This window comes from Bradyrhizobium sp. Kon58 (genome assembly GCF_055807455.1).
This window is the reverse complement of the sequence record NZ_JBVVOT010000001.1, coordinates 430,071-452,177: the sequence shown is the minus strand read 5'-3', so window position 1 is coordinate 452,177 and position 22,107 is coordinate 430,071. Positions and strand designations below refer to the sequence as shown.

At 64.0% G+C, this 22,107-nt stretch carries 20 protein-coding genes; 16 read left to right on the top strand and 4 right to left on the bottom strand.

Annotated features, from left to right (window positions below; translation table 11 throughout):
* Positions 1–14: 14 nt before the first annotated feature.
* The 13 genes from AC0L20_RS02280 (at position 15) to AC0L20_RS02220 (ending at position 11,886) form a co-directional block, all read left to right on the top strand.
* The gene (locus tag AC0L20_RS02280; RefSeq protein WP_027517383.1) at positions 15–1,328 is read left to right on the top strand and encodes an ABC transporter substrate-binding protein; all 1,314 of its coding nucleotides are present in this window, start codon (positions 15–17) and stop codon (positions 1,326–1,328) included.
* A 66-nt stretch (positions 1,329–1,394) separates the two neighbouring features.
* Positions 1,395–2,342, top strand: coding sequence for a carbohydrate ABC transporter permease (locus AC0L20_RS02275; RefSeq protein WP_456764775.1), 948 nt, complete (start codon positions 1,395–1,397; stop codon positions 2,340–2,342).
* A gap of 2 nt (positions 2,343–2,344) precedes the next feature.
* Positions 2,345–3,220 (top strand): carbohydrate ABC transporter permease, encoded by an 876-nt coding sequence (locus tag AC0L20_RS02270; RefSeq protein WP_007592322.1) that lies wholly within the window; start codon positions 2,345–2,347, stop codon positions 3,218–3,220.
* A 79-nt stretch (positions 3,221–3,299) separates the two neighbouring features.
* Positions 3,300–4,286 (top strand): D-erythronate dehydrogenase, encoded by a 987-nt coding sequence (gene denD, locus AC0L20_RS02265; RefSeq protein WP_473287256.1) that lies wholly within the window; start codon positions 3,300–3,302, stop codon positions 4,284–4,286.
* A gap of 23 nt (positions 4,287–4,309) precedes the next feature.
* A complete protein-coding gene (locus AC0L20_RS02260; protein WP_473287255.1) occupies positions 4,310–5,290 on the top strand; it encodes a sugar kinase in 981 nt (326 codons plus the stop codon).
* A gap of 13 nt (positions 5,291–5,303) precedes the next feature.
* Positions 5,304–5,954, top strand: a complete 651-nt coding sequence (gene eda / locus AC0L20_RS02255; RefSeq protein WP_473287254.1) for a bifunctional 4-hydroxy-2-oxoglutarate aldolase/2-dehydro-3-deoxy-phosphogluconate aldolase — start codon at positions 5,304–5,306, stop codon at positions 5,952–5,954.
* Between the two features lie 59 nt (positions 5,955–6,013).
* A complete protein-coding gene (locus tag AC0L20_RS02250; protein WP_007592314.1) occupies positions 6,014–7,183 on the top strand; it encodes an acetyl-CoA acetyltransferase in 1,170 nt (389 codons plus the stop codon).
* A 198-nt stretch (positions 7,184–7,381) separates the two neighbouring features.
* Positions 7,382–7,588 (top strand): hypothetical protein, encoded by a 207-nt coding sequence (locus tag AC0L20_RS02245; protein ID WP_473287253.1) that lies wholly within the window; start codon positions 7,382–7,384, stop codon positions 7,586–7,588.
* 120 nt (positions 7,589–7,708) lie between these two features.
* Positions 7,709–8,932 (top strand): CaiB/BaiF CoA transferase family protein, encoded by a 1,224-nt coding sequence (locus AC0L20_RS02240; protein ID WP_473287252.1) that lies wholly within the window; start codon positions 7,709–7,711, stop codon positions 8,930–8,932.
* The gene (locus tag AC0L20_RS02235; protein ID WP_473287251.1) at positions 8,929–10,065 is read left to right on the top strand and encodes a thiolase family protein; all 1,137 of its coding nucleotides are present in this window, start codon (positions 8,929–8,931) and stop codon (positions 10,063–10,065) included. Before AC0L20_RS02240 ends, AC0L20_RS02235 begins: the two co-directional genes overlap by 4 nt.
* A complete protein-coding gene (locus tag AC0L20_RS02230; RefSeq protein WP_473287250.1) occupies positions 10,062–10,421 on the top strand; it encodes a Zn-ribbon domain-containing OB-fold protein in 360 nt (119 codons plus the stop codon). The genes AC0L20_RS02235 and AC0L20_RS02230 overlap by 4 nt, the downstream gene beginning before the upstream one ends.
* Positions 10,422–11,029: 608 nt before the next feature.
* Entirely contained in the window at positions 11,030–11,557 is a 528-nt protein-coding gene (locus AC0L20_RS02225; RefSeq protein WP_473287249.1) for a carboxymuconolactone decarboxylase family protein, read from the top strand.
* 26 nt (positions 11,558–11,583) lie between these two features.
* Positions 11,584–11,886, top strand: coding sequence for a nucleoside triphosphate pyrophosphohydrolase family protein (locus AC0L20_RS02220; RefSeq protein WP_007609049.1), 303 nt, complete (start codon positions 11,584–11,586; stop codon positions 11,884–11,886).
* A gap of 5 nt (positions 11,887–11,891) precedes the next feature.
* On the opposite strand, the gene glsA is transcribed toward AC0L20_RS02220, so the two are convergent.
* The 4 genes from glsA to AC0L20_RS02200 all read right to left on the bottom strand — a co-directional run bounded on the left by glsA (position 11,892) and on the right by AC0L20_RS02200 (position 17,430).
* Positions 11,892–13,739, bottom strand: a complete 1,848-nt coding sequence (gene glsA / locus AC0L20_RS02215) for a glutaminase A (protein ID WP_473287248.1) — start codon at positions 13,737–13,739, stop codon at positions 11,892–11,894.
* 22 nt (positions 13,740–13,761) lie between these two features.
* Positions 13,762–15,837: a TRAP transporter permease gene (locus AC0L20_RS02210; RefSeq protein WP_473287247.1), complete on the bottom strand. Its 2,076-nt coding sequence runs from the start codon at positions 15,835–15,837 to the stop codon at positions 13,762–13,764.
* Positions 15,838–15,874: 37 nt separating this feature from the next.
* On the bottom strand, positions 15,875–17,041 hold the full coding sequence (locus AC0L20_RS02205) for a TAXI family TRAP transporter solute-binding subunit (RefSeq protein WP_473287246.1): 1,167 nt from the start codon (positions 17,039–17,041) through the stop codon (positions 15,875–15,877).
* A gap of 167 nt (positions 17,042–17,208) precedes the next feature.
* The gene (locus AC0L20_RS02200) at positions 17,209–17,430 is read right to left on the bottom strand and encodes an acyl-CoA carboxylase biotin carboxyl carrier protein subunit (RefSeq protein ID WP_473287245.1); all 222 of its coding nucleotides are present in this window, start codon (positions 17,428–17,430) and stop codon (positions 17,209–17,211) included.
* Between the two features lie 91 nt (positions 17,431–17,521).
* On the opposite strand from AC0L20_RS02200, the gene AC0L20_RS02195 reads away from it, so the two are divergent.
* The 3 genes from AC0L20_RS02195 (at position 17,522) to AC0L20_RS02185 (ending at position 22,103) form a co-directional block, all read left to right on the top strand.
* On the top strand, positions 17,522–18,496 hold the full coding sequence (locus tag AC0L20_RS02195; RefSeq protein ID WP_473287244.1) for an IclR family transcriptional regulator: 975 nt from the start codon (positions 17,522–17,524) through the stop codon (positions 18,494–18,496).
* A complete protein-coding gene (locus tag AC0L20_RS02190; RefSeq protein WP_473287243.1) occupies positions 18,426–19,985 on the top strand; it encodes an acyl-CoA carboxylase subunit beta in 1,560 nt (519 codons plus the stop codon). The genes AC0L20_RS02195 and AC0L20_RS02190 overlap by 71 nt, the downstream gene beginning before the upstream one ends.
* Before the next feature lie 420 nt (positions 19,986–20,405).
* Positions 20,406–22,103, top strand: coding sequence for a GMC family oxidoreductase (locus AC0L20_RS02185; RefSeq protein WP_473287242.1), 1,698 nt, complete (start codon positions 20,406–20,408; stop codon positions 22,101–22,103).
* Positions 22,104–22,107: the final 4 nt, after the last annotated feature.

Here is a 22,107-nt window from a genome sequence, read left to right as displayed (position 1 = left end):
TTAGGGAGAGAACGATGAGCGATTTCGACAGGCGAAGTGTGCTTAAAGTCGGTCTGGGCGGCGCGGCGCTGCTGGCCGGCCCGGGCATCGTCCCGGTGCGCGCGGCGGAGTGGACCAACACGCCCGAGCCGAACGCTTCCATCCGCGTCTTGCGCTGGAAGCAGTTCATTCAGGCCGAGTTCGACAAATTCGCCGAGCAGACCAAGGCGTTCTCCGAGAAGACCGGCGTCAAGATCAAGCTCGAGGCCGAGAGCTGGGAGGACATCCGCCCGAAAGCTGCGGTCGCCGCCAATGTCGGCGCCGGTCCCGACCTGATCATCGGCACGCTCGATGATCCCCACAAATTCCCGGAAAAGCTGATCGACATGACTGACGTCGCCGACTATCTCGGCGCGCAGTATGGCGGCTGGTATCCGGTTGCCGAACGCTACGGCAAGAAGGGCAACAGCTGGATCGCCATTCCGCAGGGCGCGACCGGCGGCTGCCTGAACTACCGCGTCAGCCACGTGAAGGCCGCCGGCTTCGATGAATTTCCCAAGGACACCGCCGGCTTCCTCAAGCTCTGCCAGGCGCTGAAGAAGAACAACACGCCGGCCGGCTTCGCGCTCGGCCACGCCACGGGCGACGCCAACGGCTGGTGCCAGTGGGCGCTGTGGGCCTTCGGCGGCAAGGTCGTCAACGACAAGAACGAGGTCGTGATCGACTCGCCGGAGACGATCGCCGCGCTCGAATACGTCAAGCAGCTCTACGAGACCTTCATCCCCGGCGTGCTGTCGTGGAACGACTCGAACAACAACAAGGCGTTCCTCAACGGCGAGCTCAGCCTGACGCTGAACGGCATCTCGATCTGGACCGTCGGAAAGAACTCGACCGATCCGAAGCAGCAGGAAATCGCCAAGGACATGAACCACGCGCCGATGCCGATCGGTCCCGTGGGCGTGTCGACCGAGCAGCAGAACGTGCTCGTCTATTACGGTTACAAGCACTCCAAGTACCCCAAGGCGGTCAAGGAATACATCAAGTTCATGATGGACAAGGCGAACTACGACGCCTGGGAGGTCTCCTCCAACGGCTACGTGTCGCCGCCGCTGCCGGCCTACAACGACAACCCGGTTTGGACGTCGGATCCCAAGATCACGCCGTATCGCGACTGCCTGAAGCGCTGCCGCGACAACGGCTATGCCGGCGATCTCGGCTATGCCTCCGCCGCCGTCATGGGCGACTTCGTCGTCGTCGACATGTTCGCGGAAGCCGCGTCGGGCTCCGTGACGCCGAAGGCGGCAGCCGCGCGCGCGGCCGAGCGCGCCAAGCGCTACTACCAGGTCTGATCAGCTCCAATCTACGCGGCGTCCGGTTCGCCGGACGCCGCGACTTTTCGTCAAGGGGAATCCGACATGGCAGTTATGGCCGAGTCCACTGTCGCGCAGGTCAAGCGCAGCAGCTTGTGGACCAGAGCATTCGAGAGCCGGCATTTCCTCGGCGCGATGTTCATGGTGCCGGCGATCGCCATCCTCATCCTGTTTCTGGCCTACCCGCTGGCGCTGGGCTTCTGGCTCGGCATGACCGACACCAAGATCGGTGGCGCCGGGCGCTACATCGGCTTCCAGAATTTCGTCTCGCTGGCGAAGGACTCGGTGTTCTGGCTTTCGGTGTTCAACACCATCTTCTACACGGTCGCCGCCAGCGCGGTGAAATTCGCCATCGGCCTCTATTTGGCGCTGCTGCTCAACGAACGGCTGCCGATGAAGTCGATGGTCCGCGCCATCGTCCTGTTGCCCTTCGTCGTGCCGACGGTGCTCTCTGCGATCGCGTTCTGGTGGATCTATGACAGCCAGTTCTCGATCATCTCCTGGGTGTTGATCAAGGCCGGCCTGATCACACGCTATATCGACTTCCTCGGCGATCCCTGGAATGCGCGCTGGTCGGTCGTTGCCGCCAATATCTGGCGTGGCGTGCCCTTCGTGGCGATCACGCTGCTGGCGGGATTACAGACCATCTCGCCCTCGCTCTATGAGGCCGCCAATCTCGACGGCGCCACCAATCTGCAGCGCTTCCGCCACATCACGCTGCCGATGCTGTCGCCGATCATCGCGGTCGTGATGACGTTCTCGGTGCTGATGACCTTCACCGACTTCCAGCTCATCTACACCATCACGCGGGGTGGGCCGATCAACTCCACCCATCTGATGGCGACGCTGTCGTTCCAGCGTGCCATCACCGGCGGCAATCTGGGCGAGGGCGCGGCGATCTCGAACGCGATGATTCCGTTCCTGGTCGCGGCGATCCTGCTCAGCTTCTTTGGGCTTCAGCGTTCCCGCTGGCAGCAGGGCGGGAGGGACTGACAATGACCACGGCAGACGACCAAAGCGTCGGAATGGACTACCTCGAGAGCTTCCCTCGGAAGTTTTTTCGGGTCTACCTTCCGCTCGGCTTGATCATCTTCTTCCTGCTGTTCCCGTTCTACTGGATGGCGGTCGCGACGTTCAAGCCGGACGCGGAAATGTACGACTACGAAAAGTACAATCCGTTCTGGATCGTGCACCCGACGCTGGAGCACATCAAGAAGCTGTTCTTCGACACCGACTATCCGCTCTGGATGTGGAACACCGTGATCGTCTCGGTGTCGTCGACCTTCATTTCGCTGTTCGCCAGCGTCTGCGCCGCCTACGCGATCGAGCGCCTGCGCTACAAGGGCTCGCGCTATGTCGGCCTTGCGATCTTCCTCGGCTATCTCGTGCCGCCCTCGATCCTGTTCATTCCGCTGGCGGCGATCGTGTTTCAGCTCGGCCTGTTCGACGGCAATCTGGCGCTGATCCTGACCTATCCGACCTTCCTGATCCCGTTCTGCACCTGGCTGCTGATGGGCTATTTCCGCACCATCCCCTATGAGCTGGAGGAGTGTGCGCTGATCGACGGGGCGACACGGCTGCAGATTCTGATGAAGATCACGCTGCCGCTGTCGCTGCCGGGCGTGATCTCGGCGGGCATCTTCGCCTTCACGCTATCCTGGAACGAGTTCATCTACGCGCTGACCTTCATCTCCTCGTCCGAGAACAAGACGATCCCCGTCGGCGCGATCACCGAGCTCGTCAATGGCGACGTCTACCATTGGGGCGCGTTGATGGCGGCGGCTCTGACCGGCTCGGTTCCCGTAGTTATCCTTTATTCCTTCTTCGTGGAGTACTATGTGTCGGCGATGACCGGCGCCGTGAAGGAATGATCGCGGGGCCTGCCTTGAGAGCGCGCCAGGACGAATCGCCGAAATCGGCGCGTTCCGGCCAATAAAAAGGAGTAGGCTCTTGCACATTCTGGTTCTGGGCGCCGCCGGCATGGTCGGCCGCAAATTGTGCGAACGGCTGTTGCGCGACGGCCGGCTCGGCAAGAGCGATATCACCAAGCTGACCATGCATGACGTGGTCGAGCCGAAGACGCCGGAAAAAGCCGGCTTTGCCGTCGAGACAGTTTCGAGCGATTTCGCCGTGCCGGGTGCGGCCGAAAAGCTGATCGCCGGCCGTCCGGACGTGATCTTTCATCTCGCCGCGATCGTCTCGGGCGAGGCCGAGCTCGATTTCGACAAGGGCTACCGCATCAATCTCGACGGCACGCGGATGCTGCTCGATGCCGTCAGGCTCGCGGGCGGCGGCTACAAGCCGCGCGTGGTCTTCACGTCCTCGATCGCGGTGTTCGGCGCGCCGTTCCCCGATGCCATCGGCGACGAGTTCTTCCACACGCCGCTTCTGAGCTACGGTACGCAGAAGGCGATCGGTGAATTGCTGCTGGCCGACTATTCCCGCCGCGGCTTCCTCGACGGCATCGGCATCCGCCTGCCGACCATCTGCATCAGGCCCGGCTTGCCCAACAAGGCGGCATCGGGCTTCTTCTCCAACATCCTGCGCGAGCCGCTGGCCGGCAAGGAAGTGGTCCTTCCCGTGTCCGAGGACGTCCGCCACTGGCATGCCACGCCGCGCTCCGCCGTCGGCTTCCTGCTGCATGCCGGCACCATGGACCTCGCCGCGGTGGGGCCGCGCCGTAATTTGACCATGCCGGGCCTGTCGGCGACGGTTGGCGAGCAGATCGCTGCGCTGAAACGCGTTGCCGGCGACAAGGTCGCCGCCCGCATCAAGCGGGAGCCCGATCCTTTCATCGTCGGCATCGTCGGCGGCTGGCCACGCAACTTCAATGCAAAGCGGTCGCTCGAGCTCGGCTTCACCACCGCCGAGAAGACTTTCGACGACATCATCCGCATTCACATCGAAGACGAGCTCGGCGGCAAATTCGTCGCGTGATCTCTGACTGAGCGGGTAAAGTGATGGCGAGCGTTGCTTGCATCGGCGAATGCATGGTCGAGCTCCGGCAGGCCCAGGGTGGACAATCCGCCGGACATTCCAGCGGGCAGGGCGGGGGCCTCTACTCGCGTGGATTCGGCGGCGACACTCTCAATACGGCCGTGTACCTCGCGCGGCTCGAGGTCAAGGTCGATTATCTCACGGCGCTCGGCGACGATGCCCTGAGCGATGAGATGATCGCGGCCTGGACTGCCGAGGGCGTCGGCACGAGGCGCGTCGCGCGGCTGCCCGGCAAGCTGCCCGGCCTCTACATGATCCAGCTGGACGCGAAGGGCGAGCGCCAGTTCTTCCACTGGCGCGACAGTGCGGCGGCGCGCCAGCTGATGAATCTGCCGGAGACGGACGATCTCCTCAACTCCCTGATGAGCTACGACATCATCTATCTCTCTGCCATCACGCTCTCGATCTACGACGCGGCCGGGCGCGAGCGTCTGTTCGCGGCGATCAAGCGCGCGCGCCTGCTCGGCACCCGCTTCGTGTTCGACACCAATTTCCGTGCGCGGGGATGGCCCGATCACGACGTCGCGCGCGAGGTGTTTTCAGCCGCCTTCGCGGCTGCCGACATCGTGCTGACCTCGACCGAGGATCTGCTCGCCCTCTATCCCGGCGAGAGCCACGAGCAGTTGATGGCGCGCATCCCGAGTCCCGAGCTGGTGTTCCGGCTCGCGGAGCCGGTCAGCCTGCTGCGCTTTCCCGGGGGGCCCTACGAGGTCCGCGCCGAGCCCATGACCAAACCCGTGGTCGACACCACCGCGGCCGGCGACAGCTTTGCGGCGGCCTATATCGCGGCGCGGCTTGCCGGTTCCGACCCGGTCGAGGCCGCCCAGGCCGGGCACCGCCTCGCCAGCCTCGTGATCTGCTATTCCGGCGCCATCATTCCGGGTTATGCCATGCCGCCGAAGAAACGGCACCGGTCGGCGACGACGCGTCAAGCGACCAAGTGAAACGAAAGCCAAGATGACCACGACTGCCCAACAGAACCACCTCGCCGCGCTGTTCAAGGCCGCGACCGTCATTCCCGTCCTCACCATCGAGCGTATCCAGGATGCGGTGCCGCTGGCGCGTGCGCTGGTGGCCGGCGGCGTCCGTACGCTGGAGGTGACCATGCGTACCCCTGTTGCGATCGAGGCTGCGAGGGCGATGATGGCCGAGGTGCCCGAGGCGATCGTCGGCATCGGCACGATTCTCAATCCGGCCGACTTTACGCGTGTCGAGAAGCTCGGCGTCGCGTTCGGCATCAGCCCGGGCTTGACCCCGGACCTGTTGAAGGCCGCCACCCATAGCTCCTTGCCGTTTGCGCCGGGTATCGCCACCGCGTCCGAGCTGATGATGGCGCTGTCCTACGGCTTCGACATTGCAAAATTTTTCCCGGCCGAGCAGGCCGGCGGCATCAAGGGGCTGCGCTCGCTGGGTGGGCCGTTCCGGAACGTGCGGTTCTGCCCGACCGGCGGGGTCGGCGAGGCCAATGCGGCAACCTGGCTCGCGGAGCCCAATGTGGTCGCGGTCGGCGGTTCCTGGCTGTGCCCGGCGGCGGAGATTAGGGCCGGGAACTGGGCCGGCATAACTGCCATCTGCCAGCGCACCCTCCAGGCCCTTAAACCCGCGTGAAGTCTTGCCATCGCTGGGCTAAGACTTAGGTCAGCAAGAGACCGCCAGGGAGAAAGACCATGACCGCCAGTATCGTCGGATGGGCGCATACGCCGTTCGGCAAGTTCGACACCGAGACCGTGGAAAGCCTCGTGGTGAAGGTCGCCAATGAGGCGCTGGCGGATGCCGGCATTTCGGCTGGCGATGTCGACGAGATCGTGCTCGGTCATTTCAATGCTGGCTTCTCGCCCCAGGATTTTACCGCCTCGCTGGTGCTCCAGGCCGACCCGCAGCTGCGCTTCAAGCCGGCGACCCGGGTTGAGAACGCCTGCGCCACCGGCTCCGCCGCCGTCCATCAGGGCGTGCGCGCGATCGCGGCCGGCGCGGCCAGGATTGTCCTCGTCGTCGGCGTCGAACAGATGACGCGCACGCCGGGGCCGGAGATCGGCAAGAACCTGCTCAAGGCGTCCTATCTGCCTGAGGACGGCGACACCGTCGGCGGCTTCGCCGGCGTGTTCGGCAAGATCGCCAGCTCCTATTTCCAGAAATACGGCGACCAGTCCGACGCACTGGCGCTGATCGCGGCCAAGAACCACAAGAACGGCGTCGCCAATCCCTTCGCCCAGATGCGCAAGGACTTTGGCTTCGAGTTCTGCCGCGCCGAGAGCGAGAAGAACCCCTACGTTGCCGGCCCCCTGAAGCGCACCGACTGCTCGCTGGTCTCAGACGGTGCCGCTGCCCTGGTGCTGGCCGACGCGGAAACCGCCAAGGGCATGAGCAAGTCGATCGGCTTCCGCGCCACCGCGCACGCCCAGGATTTCCTGCCGATGTCCAAGCGCGACATCCTCCAGTTCGAGGGCTGCACGGTCGCCTGGCAGCGCGCGCTGGAGAAGGCGGGCGTTACACTTTCCGATCTCTCCTTCGTCGAGACCCATGACTGCTTCACCGTCGCCGAGCTGATCGAGTACGAAGCGATGGGCCTGACGCCGAGGGGGCAGGGCGCCCGCGCCATCAAGGAAGGCTGGACGCTCAAGGATGGCAAGCTGCCGGTCAATCCGTCCGGCGGTCTGAAGGCCAAGGGCCATCCGATCGGCGCCACCGGCGTCTCCATGCACGTGATGACCGCGATGCAGCTCGCTGGGCAAGCGCCCGAGGGCATGCAGCTCAAGAATGCAAAGCTCGGCGGCATCTTCAACATGGGTGGTGCGGCGGTTGCCAACTACGTCTCCGTGCTGGAGCCGTTGAAGTAAGGTTGCGTAGGGTGGGTTAGCCCTGCAGATGCGCGACGCGCATCTGCTCGGCGTAACCCACCACCTTTCTTTCCTCGGCGACAAAGTTGGTGGATTATGCCTTCGGCTAATCCATCCTACGGCCTTTGCGCTAGATCATGGTGGGCACGCTTCGCTTTGCCCACCCTACGGCTCTGATTGATTCGCGGGACATGCATCATGAGCAATGACTACGAAGATTCGCTGTCGATGGACGCACTCAACGATCGCATCGCGATTCTCGAGGACAATATCCGCCAGCTCATCGAGCAGGCCGCGGCCGCCTCGGGTGAGCAGAACGAGTCGCGGATCGCGGACCGCATCAACCATCAGAACGAGGAGCTCGACCGTCTCCTCAAGATTCGCGAATCCCGTCAGAAGAAATAGCGGCCCTTCGCCGCCGGCGCATGCGGCCATACGCCGGCCGCCCTTGCGCACGCGACGCCGCTGCCGTTAGCTGGACCGAAATCGCGGGGTCATTTGAGCCCGCGCAATCGGGAGCGAACGATGGGACCGCTGAAGGGCATCAAGGTCGTCGACATGACCACCGTGCTGATGGGGCCCTATGCGACCCAGATGCTCGGCGACTACGGCGCAGACGTCATCAAGGTGGAATCTCTGGACGGCGACGTCACCCGCCTGATCGGTCCGATGCGGCACGCCGGCATGGGCCCGGTGTTCCTCAACACCAACCGCAGCAAGCGCTCGATCTGCCTCGACCTGAAGAAGCCCGCCGGCCGCGAGGCCGTGCTGCGCTTGCTGAAAGACGCCGACGTTCTCGTATACAATGTCCGCCCGCAGGCGATGGCGCGGCTTCAACTGGGCTATGACGTTGTTGCTAAGATCAATCCGCGTCTGGTCTATGCCGGCGTGTTCGGCTTCGGCCAGGACGGGCCGTATGCTGCAAAACCCGCCTATGACGATCTGATCCAGGGCGCCACCGCGCTGCCGGCCTTGATGGCGCAGACCGGTGACGGCGTGCCGCGCTATGTGCCGAACGCACTGGTCGATCGCATCGTAGGCTTGACCGCCGTCGGCGCGATCTGCGCCAGCCTCGTGCACCGCGACCGCACCGGACGCGGTCAGCGCGTCGACATCCCGATGTTCGAGACCATGGCCGGCTTCGTCATGGGCGATCACATGGGCGGGCTCACCTACGAGCCCCCGCTCGACAAAGGCGGTTACGCCCGCCATCTCTCGCGCGACCGCCGGCCCTACAAGACGTCGGACGGCTATCTCAGCGTCATCGTCTACAACGACAAGCAGTGGGAGAACTTCTTCAAGGCGACGGGACGCGACGATCTGCGGGCCGACGCGATGTTCGCGACATTCGCCGGCCGCGCCGCCAATATCGACGTCGTCTATGCCGAGCTCGCGCGCATCTTCGAGACGCGTTCCACGGCGGAATGGATCGACCTGCTCACCAAGGCCGACGTGCCTGTGATGCCGATGCACGACCTCGCGTCGATGCTGCACGACGAGCATCTGGAAGCGACCAACTTCTTTCCGGTGGTGAACCATCCAACCGAAGGGCCGATTCGGAGCATGAGGGTGACGGCGACCTGGTCCGAGACCGAAGCCGAACCGGTGCGGCTCGCGCCGCAGCTGAACGAGCACGGCGCGGAAATCCTGCGTGAGGTCGGCTATTCCGCCGACGAGATCGATGCCATGGTCCGCGAAGGCGTCACCCGTTCGCCGCCCCAGAATGACGATGCGCAGGTGCGCCCGTGAGCTTCATCACCGGCGTCGGCCTCACGCCTTTCGGCAGGCACGAAGGCTCGTCCTCGCTCGACCTAATGAGCAAGGCCGCGCAGGCCGCGCTCGACGATGCCGGGCTCGAGCGCGCCGAGATCGACGGCATCCTCTGCGGCTATTCCACCGTCTCGCCGCACATCATGCTGGCGACCGTCTTTGCCGAGCATTTTGGCATCCGGCCCGCTTACGCCCATGCCGTCCAGGTCGGCGGCGCGACCGGGCTCGCGATGACCATGCTCGCCCATCATCTCGTCGAAGCAGGCATCGCCCGCAATGTGCTCGTCGTCGCCGGCGAGAACCGTCTCACCGGGCAGAGCCGCGATGCCTCGATCCAGGCGCTGGCGCAGGTCGGCCATCCCGACTACGAGATGCCGCTCGGCCCGACCATTCCCGCCTATTACGGTCTGGTCGCCAACAGATACATGCACGAATACGGCGTGACGGAAGAAGATCTCGCCGAATTCGCGGTGCTGATGCGCGCCCACGCCTGCACCCATCCCGGTGCGCAATTCCGTGATGCCATCACTGTTTCCGACGTCATGGCGTCGAAGGCGGTGGCGATGCCGCTGAAGCTGCTCGATTGCTGCCCGGTGTCCGACGGCGGTGCCGCCTTCGTCATCAGCCGTGAGCGGACCGGGGAGGCCGGCGTGCGCATTCGCGGCTGTGCCCAGGCCCATACCCATCAGCACGTCACCGCCGCGCCGCGCTTAAGCGAGCTCGGTGCCGAGATCTCCGTCGCCCGCGCCAGGGAGGCCACCGGCCTCGCGATTTCCGACGTGCGCTACGCGGCGATCTACGACAGCTTTACGATCACGCTCGCGATGCTGCTGGAAGATCTCGGCCTCGCTGGCCGCGGCGAGGCAGCCGAGCGCGTGCGCGCCGGCCATTTCAGCCGCGACGGCGCGATGCCGCTGAACACCCACGGTGGCCTGCTCAGCTACGGTCATTGCGGCGTCGGTGGCGCCATGGCGCATCTGGTCGAGGCCCATACGCAGATGACGGGGCGGGCGGCGAATCGTCAGGTGCGCGACGCCTCGATCGCGCTGCTGCACGGCGATGGCGGCGTGCTGTCGTCTCACGTCAGCATGTTCCTGGAGCGGGCGCGATGAGCGAGCGAATCGCGGATTGGACCCAAGGTGAGCAGGTCATCACCTTTCAGACCTGCACCGCATGCAGCCATGTGCAGTATTTTCGTCGCGCCTTCTGCGCGGCCTGCGGCGCGTCCGATCCGCGCGCGCAGCGCGCCAGCGGCAAGGGCACGGTCTACGCGACGTCGCTGGTCTGCCGCGCCGCCACGCCCGAGACGCGCGCGCACGTGCCCTACAACATCCTGCTGGTCGATTGCGCCGAGGGTTTTCGCATGATGGCGCATGGTGAGAATGATCTCGCCATCGGCGATGAGGTCAATGCGAGCTTCAAGCTGTTCGCCGGAAAGATTGTGCCGTTCTTTGCCAAAGACAGATAGCGAACTTTGGATGCTCGAATGTAGCCCGGATGGAGCGAAGCGAAATCCGGGTTTTCACCTCACCGACAGACTTTCCCGGATTGCGCTGCACTCCATCCGGGCTACCGCAGCAAAGCAAACGGTGGGATCCGTCATTCGGGGGCGGTCCTGAGAGACCGAGCCTGGAACGGGAATTCTGGGCCTGGCCTGTGCGAGGGCCACCCCGGAATGACGAAAGCTCTCATCCGACTCTTAACTAGCGCCCGTAGAACAGGATGCTGGCGATGACGAGCATCGCCATCACCGCCAGCATATGCGCGAACGCTTCCGAGGCAGCCCCCTTGGTGGCTTCCTTCATGCCGTTTTCTCCCTAGACTTGGGCGTGACTCATCGATGCGCGGTTAGCGCCCAACGGCCAATTGTTTTTACTCGGAACACCCCTTGCGAGTATCCGCCGCGATCAAGTCCCCACGCGGCGAATATCGACTGTCCCAAGGTCGTTCAGCAATGCGGCGGCATTTTGACTCGATGTTGTTGCTCCTGCGGACGCGCAAGAATACAGTTTCGTGGAACTTTCGCCGCTAACGACAAAAAGCATCAAAGGCTTAGGGAAAAACTTCAGGAAAATCATGGCCCGCATCAACTACAGCGACCCATCCAAAGCATCCGACCGCACCCGCGAAATCCTCGACAAGAACCGTAATGCCAACATCTTCCGGATGATGTCGCATTCGCCGAGCTATTTCGAGCAATACTGCCGGCTCGGCGGCGCCATCCGCCACAAGGGCGAGCTCGATCCGATCGTGCGTGAGCTCGCGATCACTCGCACTGGCATCCTGTGCGAGGCGCCGTATGAGATCGTCGCGCACAAGCGCATCGGCAAGAATGTCGGCGTCACCGACGAGCAGAATGAGGCGCTCGAGAACTGGCAGACCGCGAGCTGTTTCGACGAGACCCAGCGTGCCGCGCTCGCCTTCACCGACGAGATCGTGAAATTGAACAAGCCGACGGATGCGACCTTCAAGGCGATCTCATCGAAACTGACGTCGGCCGCGCTTGTCGAGCTGCAGCTCTCGGTCGGCTTCTACATCATGACATCAAAGTTTCTGGAGACCTTTGAGATCGACCTTCAGCCGGTCACCGAAGTGGTAGGCTGATCGAGGCATTGCTGTGAGGGATGCTCATGACGATCGATGAATATGCCGCCTGGGCTGCAACGATTGCGAAAGTCGATGAGCGTCCGTCCAACGAACGGCTGGCCTATCTGGGCCTCGGTCTCGCCGGCGAATCCGGCGAGGTGGCCGAGCACATCAAGAAGCTGCTCCGCGATGACTGGCTCGATCAGGCCGGCCTCGTCGATGAACTGGGTGATGTCATCTATTACTGGGCATGCCTGTGCGTGGCGACCGGCCAGCAGCCATCCGAGCTGCTCAAGACCAGTGCCGCCAAGATCAAGCGGCGGATCAGCGAGGCGGCGAGCCGCTAGGCCGCTCAGGTCGACGTCAAGATATCCACCCTGGCGTTGGCGACGATCAGGCGGTCGGCGAGAAGCTGCGCCAGATTGCGCATGATGCGTTCGCTGGCGTGGGGGTGCTGCTTACGGAAGCGCTCAAACGCTTTCAGGGGCGCCTCGAACGCCGTCGCCGCCATGTCCGCGAACACGTCGGCGGAGCGAGTGGTCTCGATCAGGGCCATTTCGCCGAAGGCCATGCCGGCGGTGAGCGTCGCCAGCCGCACGCCGTCCGGCAGGGTGACATGCACCGCGCCGCTGCGCAGGAAGAACAGGGAATCGGCCGCGGCGCCAGTGGTGAGGATTTTCGCGCCAGACTGATAGGTCCGGATCGTGCAGATGGAGGCGAGGTCGGTCAGCTCTTCCTCGCTCATGCCGGCCAGCAGCGGCTGCTCGGCAAGCTCGGTGGTCTCGTGGAAATCGATCGAGCCTCCGTACCGATAGATGATCTGGTCTTCGGCCCATTCGATCGCGGTGTCGAGCAAATAGAAGTCGCGGACGTTCTTGAGCTCGGCGGTCCATTCCCGCAGGCTGTCCCATTCCTTAGAGGCGCGCCTGACGCCTGACAGTACGACGGTCACATTCAGCGCCGCGAGTTCCTCGAACGCTTCGGCCACCAGCCGCGCCCCGGCGCGTGTGGTGGAGGTGACGCGGTGGAGATCGAAGATCACGAATTGCGGCCGCGGCCGACCCGCAAGCCGGCGCGAGACATAGTCAACCGCCGACAGCGACAGCGTGCCGACCAGCTCGATGATCCTCACCTCCTGCTCGTGGGCTGCGAGAATATCGCGCTCCTGCGGGCGGCGCACGCGCCGCGACGGACTCTTGCCGATGTCGTAATCGGCGATGACGGCGTTGCGCGCGTCGTCGCTGCGGTTGAGCATGTGCAAATCGTAATGCGAGGACAGCGCCTCGCACACCTTGATGCCGCGCACGCTGTTGCCGTGCTTGTCGAGTCTTGGCGAATAGCTGCCGAGCCCGAGGCGAGCGGGGAGGGCGGCGAGAATTCCGCCGCCGACGCCACTCTTGGCGGGGATGCCGATCCGGTAGATCCATTCGCCGGCATAGTCGTACATGCCCGACGACGTCATCACCGAGAGCGTGCGCGAGATCGCATACGGCGTCAGCACCTGCTCGCCGGTGACGGGGTTGACGCCGCGGTTGGCGAGGGTTGCCGCCATCACGGCGATGTCGCGCGCGGTGACCAGCACCGCGCATTGCCGGAAATAGACGTCGAGCACGGCGGCGACATTGTCCGAGATCACCGCATTGGTCTTGAGGAGATAGCCGATGGCGCGATTGCGGTCGCCGGTCTGGCTTTCGGAAGCGTAGACGGCCTCGTCGACGGCGAGGTCGCGGCCGGCAAACCGACCGAGCGCGAGGCGAATGTGCTCGAAAGCGTCCGGACCCTTGCTGTCGTGGATCAGCCCGGTGCACGCGATGGCGCCGGCATTGACCATCGGGTTGAACGGATGGTTCTCCGAGTTGAGCCGGATCGAGTTGAAGGGATCGCCGGAAGGCTCGACGCCGATCGCGCTCTCGACCCTGTTTGCGCCGAGCAGGTCCAGCGCCAGTGCGAACACAAACGGCTTTGACATCGACTGGATGGTGAAGGGCGCCCTGGAGTCGCCGACCTCGTAGACATGACCGTCCAGGGTCGCGAGGCTGATGCCGAAACAGGCAGGATCGGCCTTGCCGAGCTCGGGAATGTAGTCGGCGACCGCGCCCGAGGTCTCCGCCGAGAATTCGTTGAGGCAATTGTCCAGAAACCGCAGCAAAGGCGGCTTCGAACGGGTCCATGCGGTGGCGAGAGGCGAAAGCGGTTTCATCGCCTCTCTTTGTGCAACGCAATCAGGGCACGCGCAACCCGTTCGGCACCATGGCTTGTCGCCGGACCAGCAGCAGGGCGAGCAAAACCGTGGGCACGAGGATGGCGAGGCCGAGCGCCGTCACCTGCATCTGCGACAGCGGCATGATGCCGCCGCCGGGGGTGGCCACCACGAACCCGCCGATCACCAGCAGCACGCGGATCGGCCATTCCAGCGCACCGGCGCCGCGGAGATCGCCGACGAAGGGCTGGTAGCCCTGGATGCCGCCGCAGATGAACAGCGTGCCGAACGCCGCCAGCGCCATCAAGCCGAGGCCGGCGAAATAGGGGCTCGGCCCCTGCAGCACCAGCGCGGGATTGAGCACGAAGAAGAACGGGATGAAATAGATGATGCTGCCGACCCACATCGATTCCCAGCCCGTCTTCATCGCCGGCGAGCCGGCAATACCTGCCGCTGCGAACGAGGCGATGGCCACCGGCGGGGTGATCGACGACAGCATGCCCCAGTAGAAGATGAACATGTGCACGGCCATCCTGTTCAGCCCGAGCTTTTCCAGCGCCGGCGCGACCAGGATCGCGAGGAAGATGTAGCAGGCCGTCGTGGTCAGCCCGAGCCCTAGGATCAGGCTGGTGAGGGCACACATGCCGAGCAGCAGGAACGGATTGTCACCGGCAATGCGCAGCAAATCGTTGGCGAGGCTCGACACCACGCCGGTCATCGAGAAGGCGCCGATCAGCAGGCCGCAGCCGGCGAGGATGCCGACCAGCTCGACGAAGGTGCGGCCGTTGACCTCGAGGAATTTGCCGATGGTCGCGACAGTCCAGCGCGTGTCCTTTGCGAACAGCTGGTTGAGGACCAGAAGCAGGGCGGTGGCGTAGAACGGCGCATGGCTCTCGCGCTTGAAGTAGAGCAGCATGACGATCAGGAGCGCGATCACGAAGACGTAGTACCAGCCGTCCTTGATTGTATCCATGACCCGCGGCAGCTCCGCGCGCGGAATGCCCTTCAGCCCGTGTCGCGCGGCATAGGAATCGACCTGCATGAAGAGGCCGATGTAGTAGAGCGCGGCCGGAATGATGGCGGCGATCGCGACATCGGCGTAGCTGACATTGAGGAATTGCGCGATCACGAAGGCGGTCGCGCCCATCACCGGCGGCGCCAGCACTGCGCCGGTCGAGGCACAGGCCTCGATCGCGCCGGCATAGGAGGCGCGAAAGCCGCTCTTCTTCATCACCGGAATGGTCATGGTGCCGGCGGTGAGCACGTTTGAGATGATCGAGCCCGACATCATGCCGAGCAGGCCGCTGGCGAAGATGCAGACCTTCGCCGCGCCGCCGCGGAAGGTACCGCACAGCGCGAAGGCGAGATTGATGAAGAACTTTCCGGCGCCGGTCATCATCAGCGCGGTGCCGAATACCAGGAATCCGATCACGGTGTCGGCAAAGGCCTGGATGGGAATGCCGAGCAGGCTCTCGCCTGACAGCACGTGATAGGCGGTCGCCTGCTCCAGCGTGGACTGCGTGCCGCGGAACGGACCTAACCAGCTGGATTCCGCGAACAGCGGATAGACGGTGAAGGGAAGCACGCTCAGGAGCAGGCTCCAGCCGCCGGTCCGGCGCAGCGCCTCCATCAGCATCACCCACATCACGAGACCCGCGGCTGTCACGCTGTTCGGCGCGCCGCCGAATTCCCAGCCGGCCTCCGCGGCCTTGCGGACGTTCAACATCAGCAGCAGCGCCGCGGCAAAGGTCACGACAAAGCAGAGAAGGTCATACCATGGAATGCGGTCGAGCGGCGCGCGCGCGGTTCCCGGGAAGATCAGGAACGTGAACGGCAGCATCAGCGCGATCAGGAGATAGAAGTACTCGGTGTTGAGCTGGGTGTAGCCGACGAAGAAGCGCAGCGAGAATTGCTGGTTGATGCAGAGCAGGATGGTCGCGGCGGTCGCGACGACGAGCATCCAGCGCCACGCGCCGGGCAAGCTTCGGACGCGCGTGACCTCCGCTTCCTGCATGTTGCCGGCGGCGCCATGCGGATCGTCGAACACGATCCGCTTGGCCTCGTCCTGCGCGGCGGTGGAGACTGAAGCAGACGACATGATCGACCCCCGCGCGTGGGCAATTGACTGCTGAGAATTAATCCTCGAACCCGTTCGGCATGTCGGCCTTCGCAAGCGCTGCGGCACGCGCTTTCATCCAGCCGTCGAGGAACGCCTTGTCATCCGCAGGCGGATTGGATTTTCCGTAGTCGGTCCACGCTGCGCCAAGCACCTCCTGGCGCTTGATCAGTCTGTTGTTGTGCGCGTCCTGCGCGTCGCTCCACTGCCCGGCTTCCTTCAGCGCCTTCACCGCGCCGGGATGCACCGGCACCACCCAGTTCTTGGTCTGGCGATCGGCCGCAAGCCCGCCGGCGCCGGGCGCGGAGTCCTTGTAGGAATCGTAGTTCACGATCATCGCCTTGGTGATCGCATAGACCTGGTCGGGGGCTTGCGAGGCGTAGGCGACGAAGATCGGGTAGGGGTAGTTGCCGAGCTCGATCGGTTTGTCCGGCGAGATCCCGGCGCCGCAGGTCGCGGTCTGCGGGAAGAAGAACGAGCCGACCTTCTGCATTCGCGCCCAGCCTTCCTTGTCCTTGGCGGGCAGCGGCGGCCAGATCAGGCCGCGCGGCGACGTCTCGGCTTCCTTGGCGGGGCCGGTGATCGTGGTGCCGAAGGCCGCGTCGGTGTCGTTGTTGATCAGGCCCTTCCACATCGCGCCGTAGCTTGCGAACTCGACGACCTTGACGTCCTTCTGCGTCAGGCCGGCAAAGGCGAGCACCGCGAGCGAGTTCTGGTTCAGCGCCGGCGAGCCGACGACGAATCCGACGCGCTTGGCCTTGAGATCCTTCAGCTCCTTCACGCCTGTATCCGCAGCCACGCCGAGCGTGCCGCAATTGCAGTCGACGGATGAGAGCAGGATCTGGAGCGGTTGCGGACCCCATTCCCTGGAGCCGAACTCGAACACGCCTTCCTGCGCGAAATAGGTCCCCGATCCCATCGCCGCGGAGACCGCACGCTTGGCGCGCAGCGGCGCCAGACGCGCGACGTCGTTGCCTGCGGGGAGCACGCGCACGTCGGTTGAGTATTTGTCCTTCATCATCTTGCCGACGCCGACCGCGATGTTGAAGCCGGCGGTGCCGGTGTCATAGGCCGTGAACGTCAATGTCGCCGGCAGCTTGATGTCTTCGGCGGCTGCATAGCGTGTAGACACAAAAGAAAGGCCCGCCACCAAGGCAGGCGCGAGCATGACCAGCCCACGAAGCATGTTTCCCTCCAATGATCCTCGCGTTTGCCGCGACGATTTTCTTTCTTTGTTTGAAACAGGTTTTGTTTGAAACGGATCATGTCATCGCGATCAGGCGATGGCAACGCCGTACCGCGAATGCCGCAATGAGGCTGACAGATTGTCGCGGAAACGACGGATAATTGCAGTCAGCTCGCGATGATCGCGATCGCCTGTCCCTCGGCAACGACGTCGTCGAGCTTGACCAGAAGCGATGTCATCTCGCCGCTCGCAGGAGAAAGCACAGGTATCTCCATCTTCATCGCTTCGACCACCACAATCTCATCACCATCCGCAACGGTTCCTCCAACTTGCACGGGAGTTGAGCAGATGCGACCCGCGATCTCCGTGACGACCTTAATCTCTGGCATGCCATCGCCTTCTTGTGGTCGCAAAATGCCTGAGGTAGTTTCTTCTGCAAGCGGAATTTAATTCCGCACAGCGGAACAAGCGGTAGGGATCATGGGACGACGTTCAGAGCGGTTGAGTAGACAAGGTGCGCTCGCCGGCGATGCCGGTGAGGGTGATGTCATCCAAGTGGTGTCGCGCGCGTTCGACGTGTTGCGATGCTTCGAGGGCCACGATAGCAGGCTCGGCAATCTCGAAATTTCAAACCGCTGCGGCCTGCCGCGCTCGACCGTGTCGCGGCTCACGCACACGCTGACGCGAATGGGTCAGCTGGTCTATCTGCCGCGCGATCAGAAATATCGCATCGGGCCGAGCGCTGTGGCGATGAGCGCCTCGATGATGAAGGGCGCGCAGCTGCGCAGCATGATTCGCCAGCGGCTTCAGGAAGTCGCCGAGCAACTGCCCGGCACCGTCGGCTTCGTGGTCCCCGATCGCTTCCATCTGGTCTATCTCCAGTTTGCACGCTCGGCCTCGGCACTCGGCCTGCACGAGGGCACCGGCAGCCGCATCTCGATGGCCTCCACTGCCGCGGGCGCAGCCTACACCGCGGCATTGGCGCCCGAGGTCGGCGATGCCTTCATCGCGGACATGGAGCGGGAAGCTCCCGAGGCCGCGAAGATCCTGCGGCCGCGCATTGACGCCAACCGGCAGTCGCTGCATGAGCGCGGCTATGTCGTGGCCTGTGGCTTGTGGAGCCCGCATATCAACGGGCTCGCGGTGCCGATCTGGTCGCCGCAGTATCAGACGTTTGTGGTGATCACGATCGGTCTTCTGTCGTCGATGTATGACGAGCAGCGTCTGCATGCCGAAGTCGCCCCGTTGATGGTCGCGCTCGGCCGCTCGCTCGGCAGCCTGATGGACGGCGCGGAGGGCGACGTATTCAACGCCCGCATCCCGCGCAAACCGGTCGCCATGGCCGTGCACAACAATAACAAGCCGATCAATTCGGAGGGAGTGAATGAACTGGAAGTCGGAACTCGACGAGCTCGCCCGGCGCGAAGCCTTCGCGCGGGAGATGGGCGGCGTTGACAAGGTCAAGCGTCAACATGACCAGGGCCGACTGACTGTTCGGGAACGTATCGACAGACTGACCGACAAAGGCAGCTTTCACGAAATCGGCGCCGTCTCCGGCGTCGGCGAGTACGATTCCAGCGGCGAGTTGCAGAAATTGACGCCGGCGAACTGCGTGTTCGGCCGCGCCCGCGTCGAGGGCCGTACCGTCGTCGTTGTCGGCGACGATTTCACCGTGCGCGGCGGCTCGGCGGACGCGTCCATCTCCGCAAAACCGCTGATGGCGGAGGAGATGGCGCATGATCTCCGCCTGCCCATCGTCCGCATCATCGAAGGCTCGGGCGGCGGCGGCTCGGTCAAGACCATCGAGACCAAGGGCGCGGCGAACTTGCCGGGCGGCATCGGCGGCACACGCTGGTATCGCTTCACGACGGAGAATTTGTCGCGCGTGCCCGTGGTCGCGCTCGGCCTCGGCTCGGTCGCAGGGCTCGGTGCCGCGCGTCTTGCCGCCAGCCATTATTCCATCATGACCCGAAAGTCGGCGATGTTCGTCGCAGGTCCGCCGGTGGTGAAGGCGCTGGGGCAGGACCTCTCGAAGGAAGAGCTCGGCGGCGCCGACATCCAGACCCGCGCCGGCGCGGTCGATCATGCCGTCGACACCGAGGAGGAGGCGTTTGCTTGCGCGCGGCGATTCCTGTCCTATCTGCCGTCGTCGGTTGACGGGCTGCCGCCGACCTTGCCCTGCACCGACGATCCGGAGCGCACCGAAGAGGCGCTGATGAACGCAGTGCCGCGTAACCGCAAGCAGGTCTACAAGATACGGCCGATCGTCGAGCAGGTCGTGGACAAGGGCTCGTTCTTCGAGGTCGGCAAGAATTTCGGCAAGCCGATCATTGTCGGCCTCGCGCGCCTCGAGGGCAGGGCGGTGATGGTGCTTGCCAGCGACAGCTTTCACTATGGCGGCTCCTGGACGGCGGATGCCTGCCAGAAGGTGGTGCGCTGGGTGGACTTCGCCGAGACCTTCCATTTGCCGATCGTCTATCTGATGGACTGCCCCGGCTTCATGATCGGCCTCGATGCGGAGAAGGCGGGCACCATCCGCCATGGCGTTCGCGCCATGGCCGCGGTCAACCAGACCACGGTGCCCTGGTGCACGGTGATCCTGCGCAATGCCTTCGGCGTCGCCGGCGTGGTGCATCAGCCCGCCGACCGCTTCTCGATCCGCTACGCCTGGCCGTCGGCCTATTGGGGCTCGCTCCCGCTCGAAGGCGGCATCGAAGCGGCCTACCGCGCGGACATCGACGCGGCCGAGGACAAGGCGGCCAAGCTGGAGGAGATACAGGATCGCCTCAACAAGCTGCGCTCGCCGTTCCGCTCGGCCGAAAAGTTCTGGGTCGAAGAGATCATCGATCCCAGGAAGACGCGGTCGCTGCTGTGCGAGTTCGCGCGGCTGGCGGAGCCATTGCGAAAGCCAGGGCCGCCGGGGAATTTTTCGATCAGGCCGTAGCTTCGGCCGTCACTGCGAGCTGCTGATACCGGCCTCAGCCCAATGGCAGTTGGGCAAAATTGATCTAGCGCAACGCCTCGCGTCCCATTGTCTGCAAGCGTCTCGTTTGAAACGAGGGAGAGACGTCATGACAAATGCGGGTAACGCGCTGCTTTGGACGGCCATATTTTCCTGCCTGTCGTTTGCTTCAATTTTTGTAGTCTGGTTTGCCGAGCGGTTGCGCGCGGGCTTCGTGAGGAAGCCGTAAAGCCTCCGGGGTTCGGTAGCTCGTCAGTTGCTGACCCGACGATGGGTGCCCGCCGATAGGGCGCCTTCGATGTTGCCGGCGTCTGTGCTCCGCTTTGCCGCGGCAGTGATGACGTGACCTCAAAACAATAACGCGCTACGCTTCTTGGGCAAGAACAAGAGGAAGCGCCAATCGTGTACGACTTCATTATCGTGGGCGGCGGCTCGGCGGGATCCGTGCTGGCCCACCGGCTCTCCGCGAAGAGCGCCAACAAGGTCCTGCTCTGCGAGGCCGGACAGGACACACCGCCCGGAGACGAGCCGGCCGAGATCAGGGACAGCTATCCCGGGACGGCCTATTTCGATCCGCGCTTCCACTGGACCGAGCTCAAGGTCACGACCCAGATCGTCAGCCACAACAATCCAAACGAAGGACGTCCGCCCTTACGCAAATACGAGCAGGCACGCGTGCTTGGCGGCGGCTCTTCGATCAACGGCCAGATGGCCAACCGCGGTGCGCCGACCGACTACGACGAATGGGACGCGCGCGGCGCTGCGGGGTGGAGCTGGAACGATGTGCTGCCCTTCTTCAAGAAGGTCGAGCGCGACCTCGATTTCGACGGTCCCTACCACGGCAAGGACGGCCGCATTCCGGTCCGCCGAATTCCAAGGGAGCACTGGACGCGGCATTCGCAGGCGTTCGCGCAAGCCTTCCAGCAGGCCGGACATCAGTTCGTAGCCGACCAGAATGGCGAGTTCGTCGACGGGTTTTTCCCGGTGACGCACTCGAACCAGGCCGAGCAACGCGTCTCGGCTGCCATGGGCTATCTCGATCGCGACACGCGCAAGCGCGCCAACCTCACGATCTCCACCAACACGCAAGTCAGGGAATTGCTGTTCGAAGGCACGCAATGCGTCGGCGTGAAGGCTGTGGTCGACGGGCGGGAGCAGGAATTCCGCGCCCGCGAGATCATTCTCTCCAGCGGCGCCATCCATTCGCCGGCGCATCTGTTGCGCGCCGGCATCGGCCCGGTCGGTCACCTCAAGGACATGGGCATTCCCGTGCTGATGGGGCTACAGGGCGTCGGCCAGCGGCTGATGGATCATCCCTCGATCTCTCTGTCGTCCTTTGTCCGCCGCGGCGCGCGGATGAACGAGCATACCAGGCGCCACATGCAGCTTGGCCTGCGTTACTCGTCCGGGCTCGAAGGCGTACCGAAAGGCGACATGTTCGTCGTCCTGCTCAGCAAATCGGCCTGGCACGCCGTCGGCGAGCAGATCGGATCGCTGCTGACATTCGTCAACAAGACCTATTCCGAGACCGGACAGGTCAAGCTTGCCTCGCGCGACCCGGCAGCCGAGCCGATCGTCGAGTTCAACCTGTTGTCCGACCGGCGCGACCTCGATCGCCTGATGAGCGGTTTCCGCAAGATGGCGGCCGTGCAGATGAGCGACGCCGTCAGGGCCGTGACGGACAAGCCGTTCCCGGCCTCCTATACCGACCGCGTGCGCAAGATCGGGGTGGTCAACACCAAAAATCGGATTCTGACCAAGATCGCCGCGGCCCTAATGGACGGGCCGGCGGCGCTGCGCCACTACATGATCGACAATTTCGTGGTCGAGGGCTTCACCTTCGACGATGTCATCAACGACGACGAGGCGCTGGAAGCCTTCGTGCGCAAGGCCACCATCGGCGTGTGGCACGCCTCCTGCTCGTGCCGCATGGGGCGGGCCGACGATCCGATGGCGGTGGTCGACCCGGAGGGGCGCGTCAAGGGCGTGCAGGGCCTGCGCGTCGTCGATGCCTCGATCTTCCCGGTGGTGCCGTGCGCCAACACCAATTTTCCAGTCCTGATGTCGGCGGAGAAGATCTCGGCCGCGATGATGCAGTGAGCTG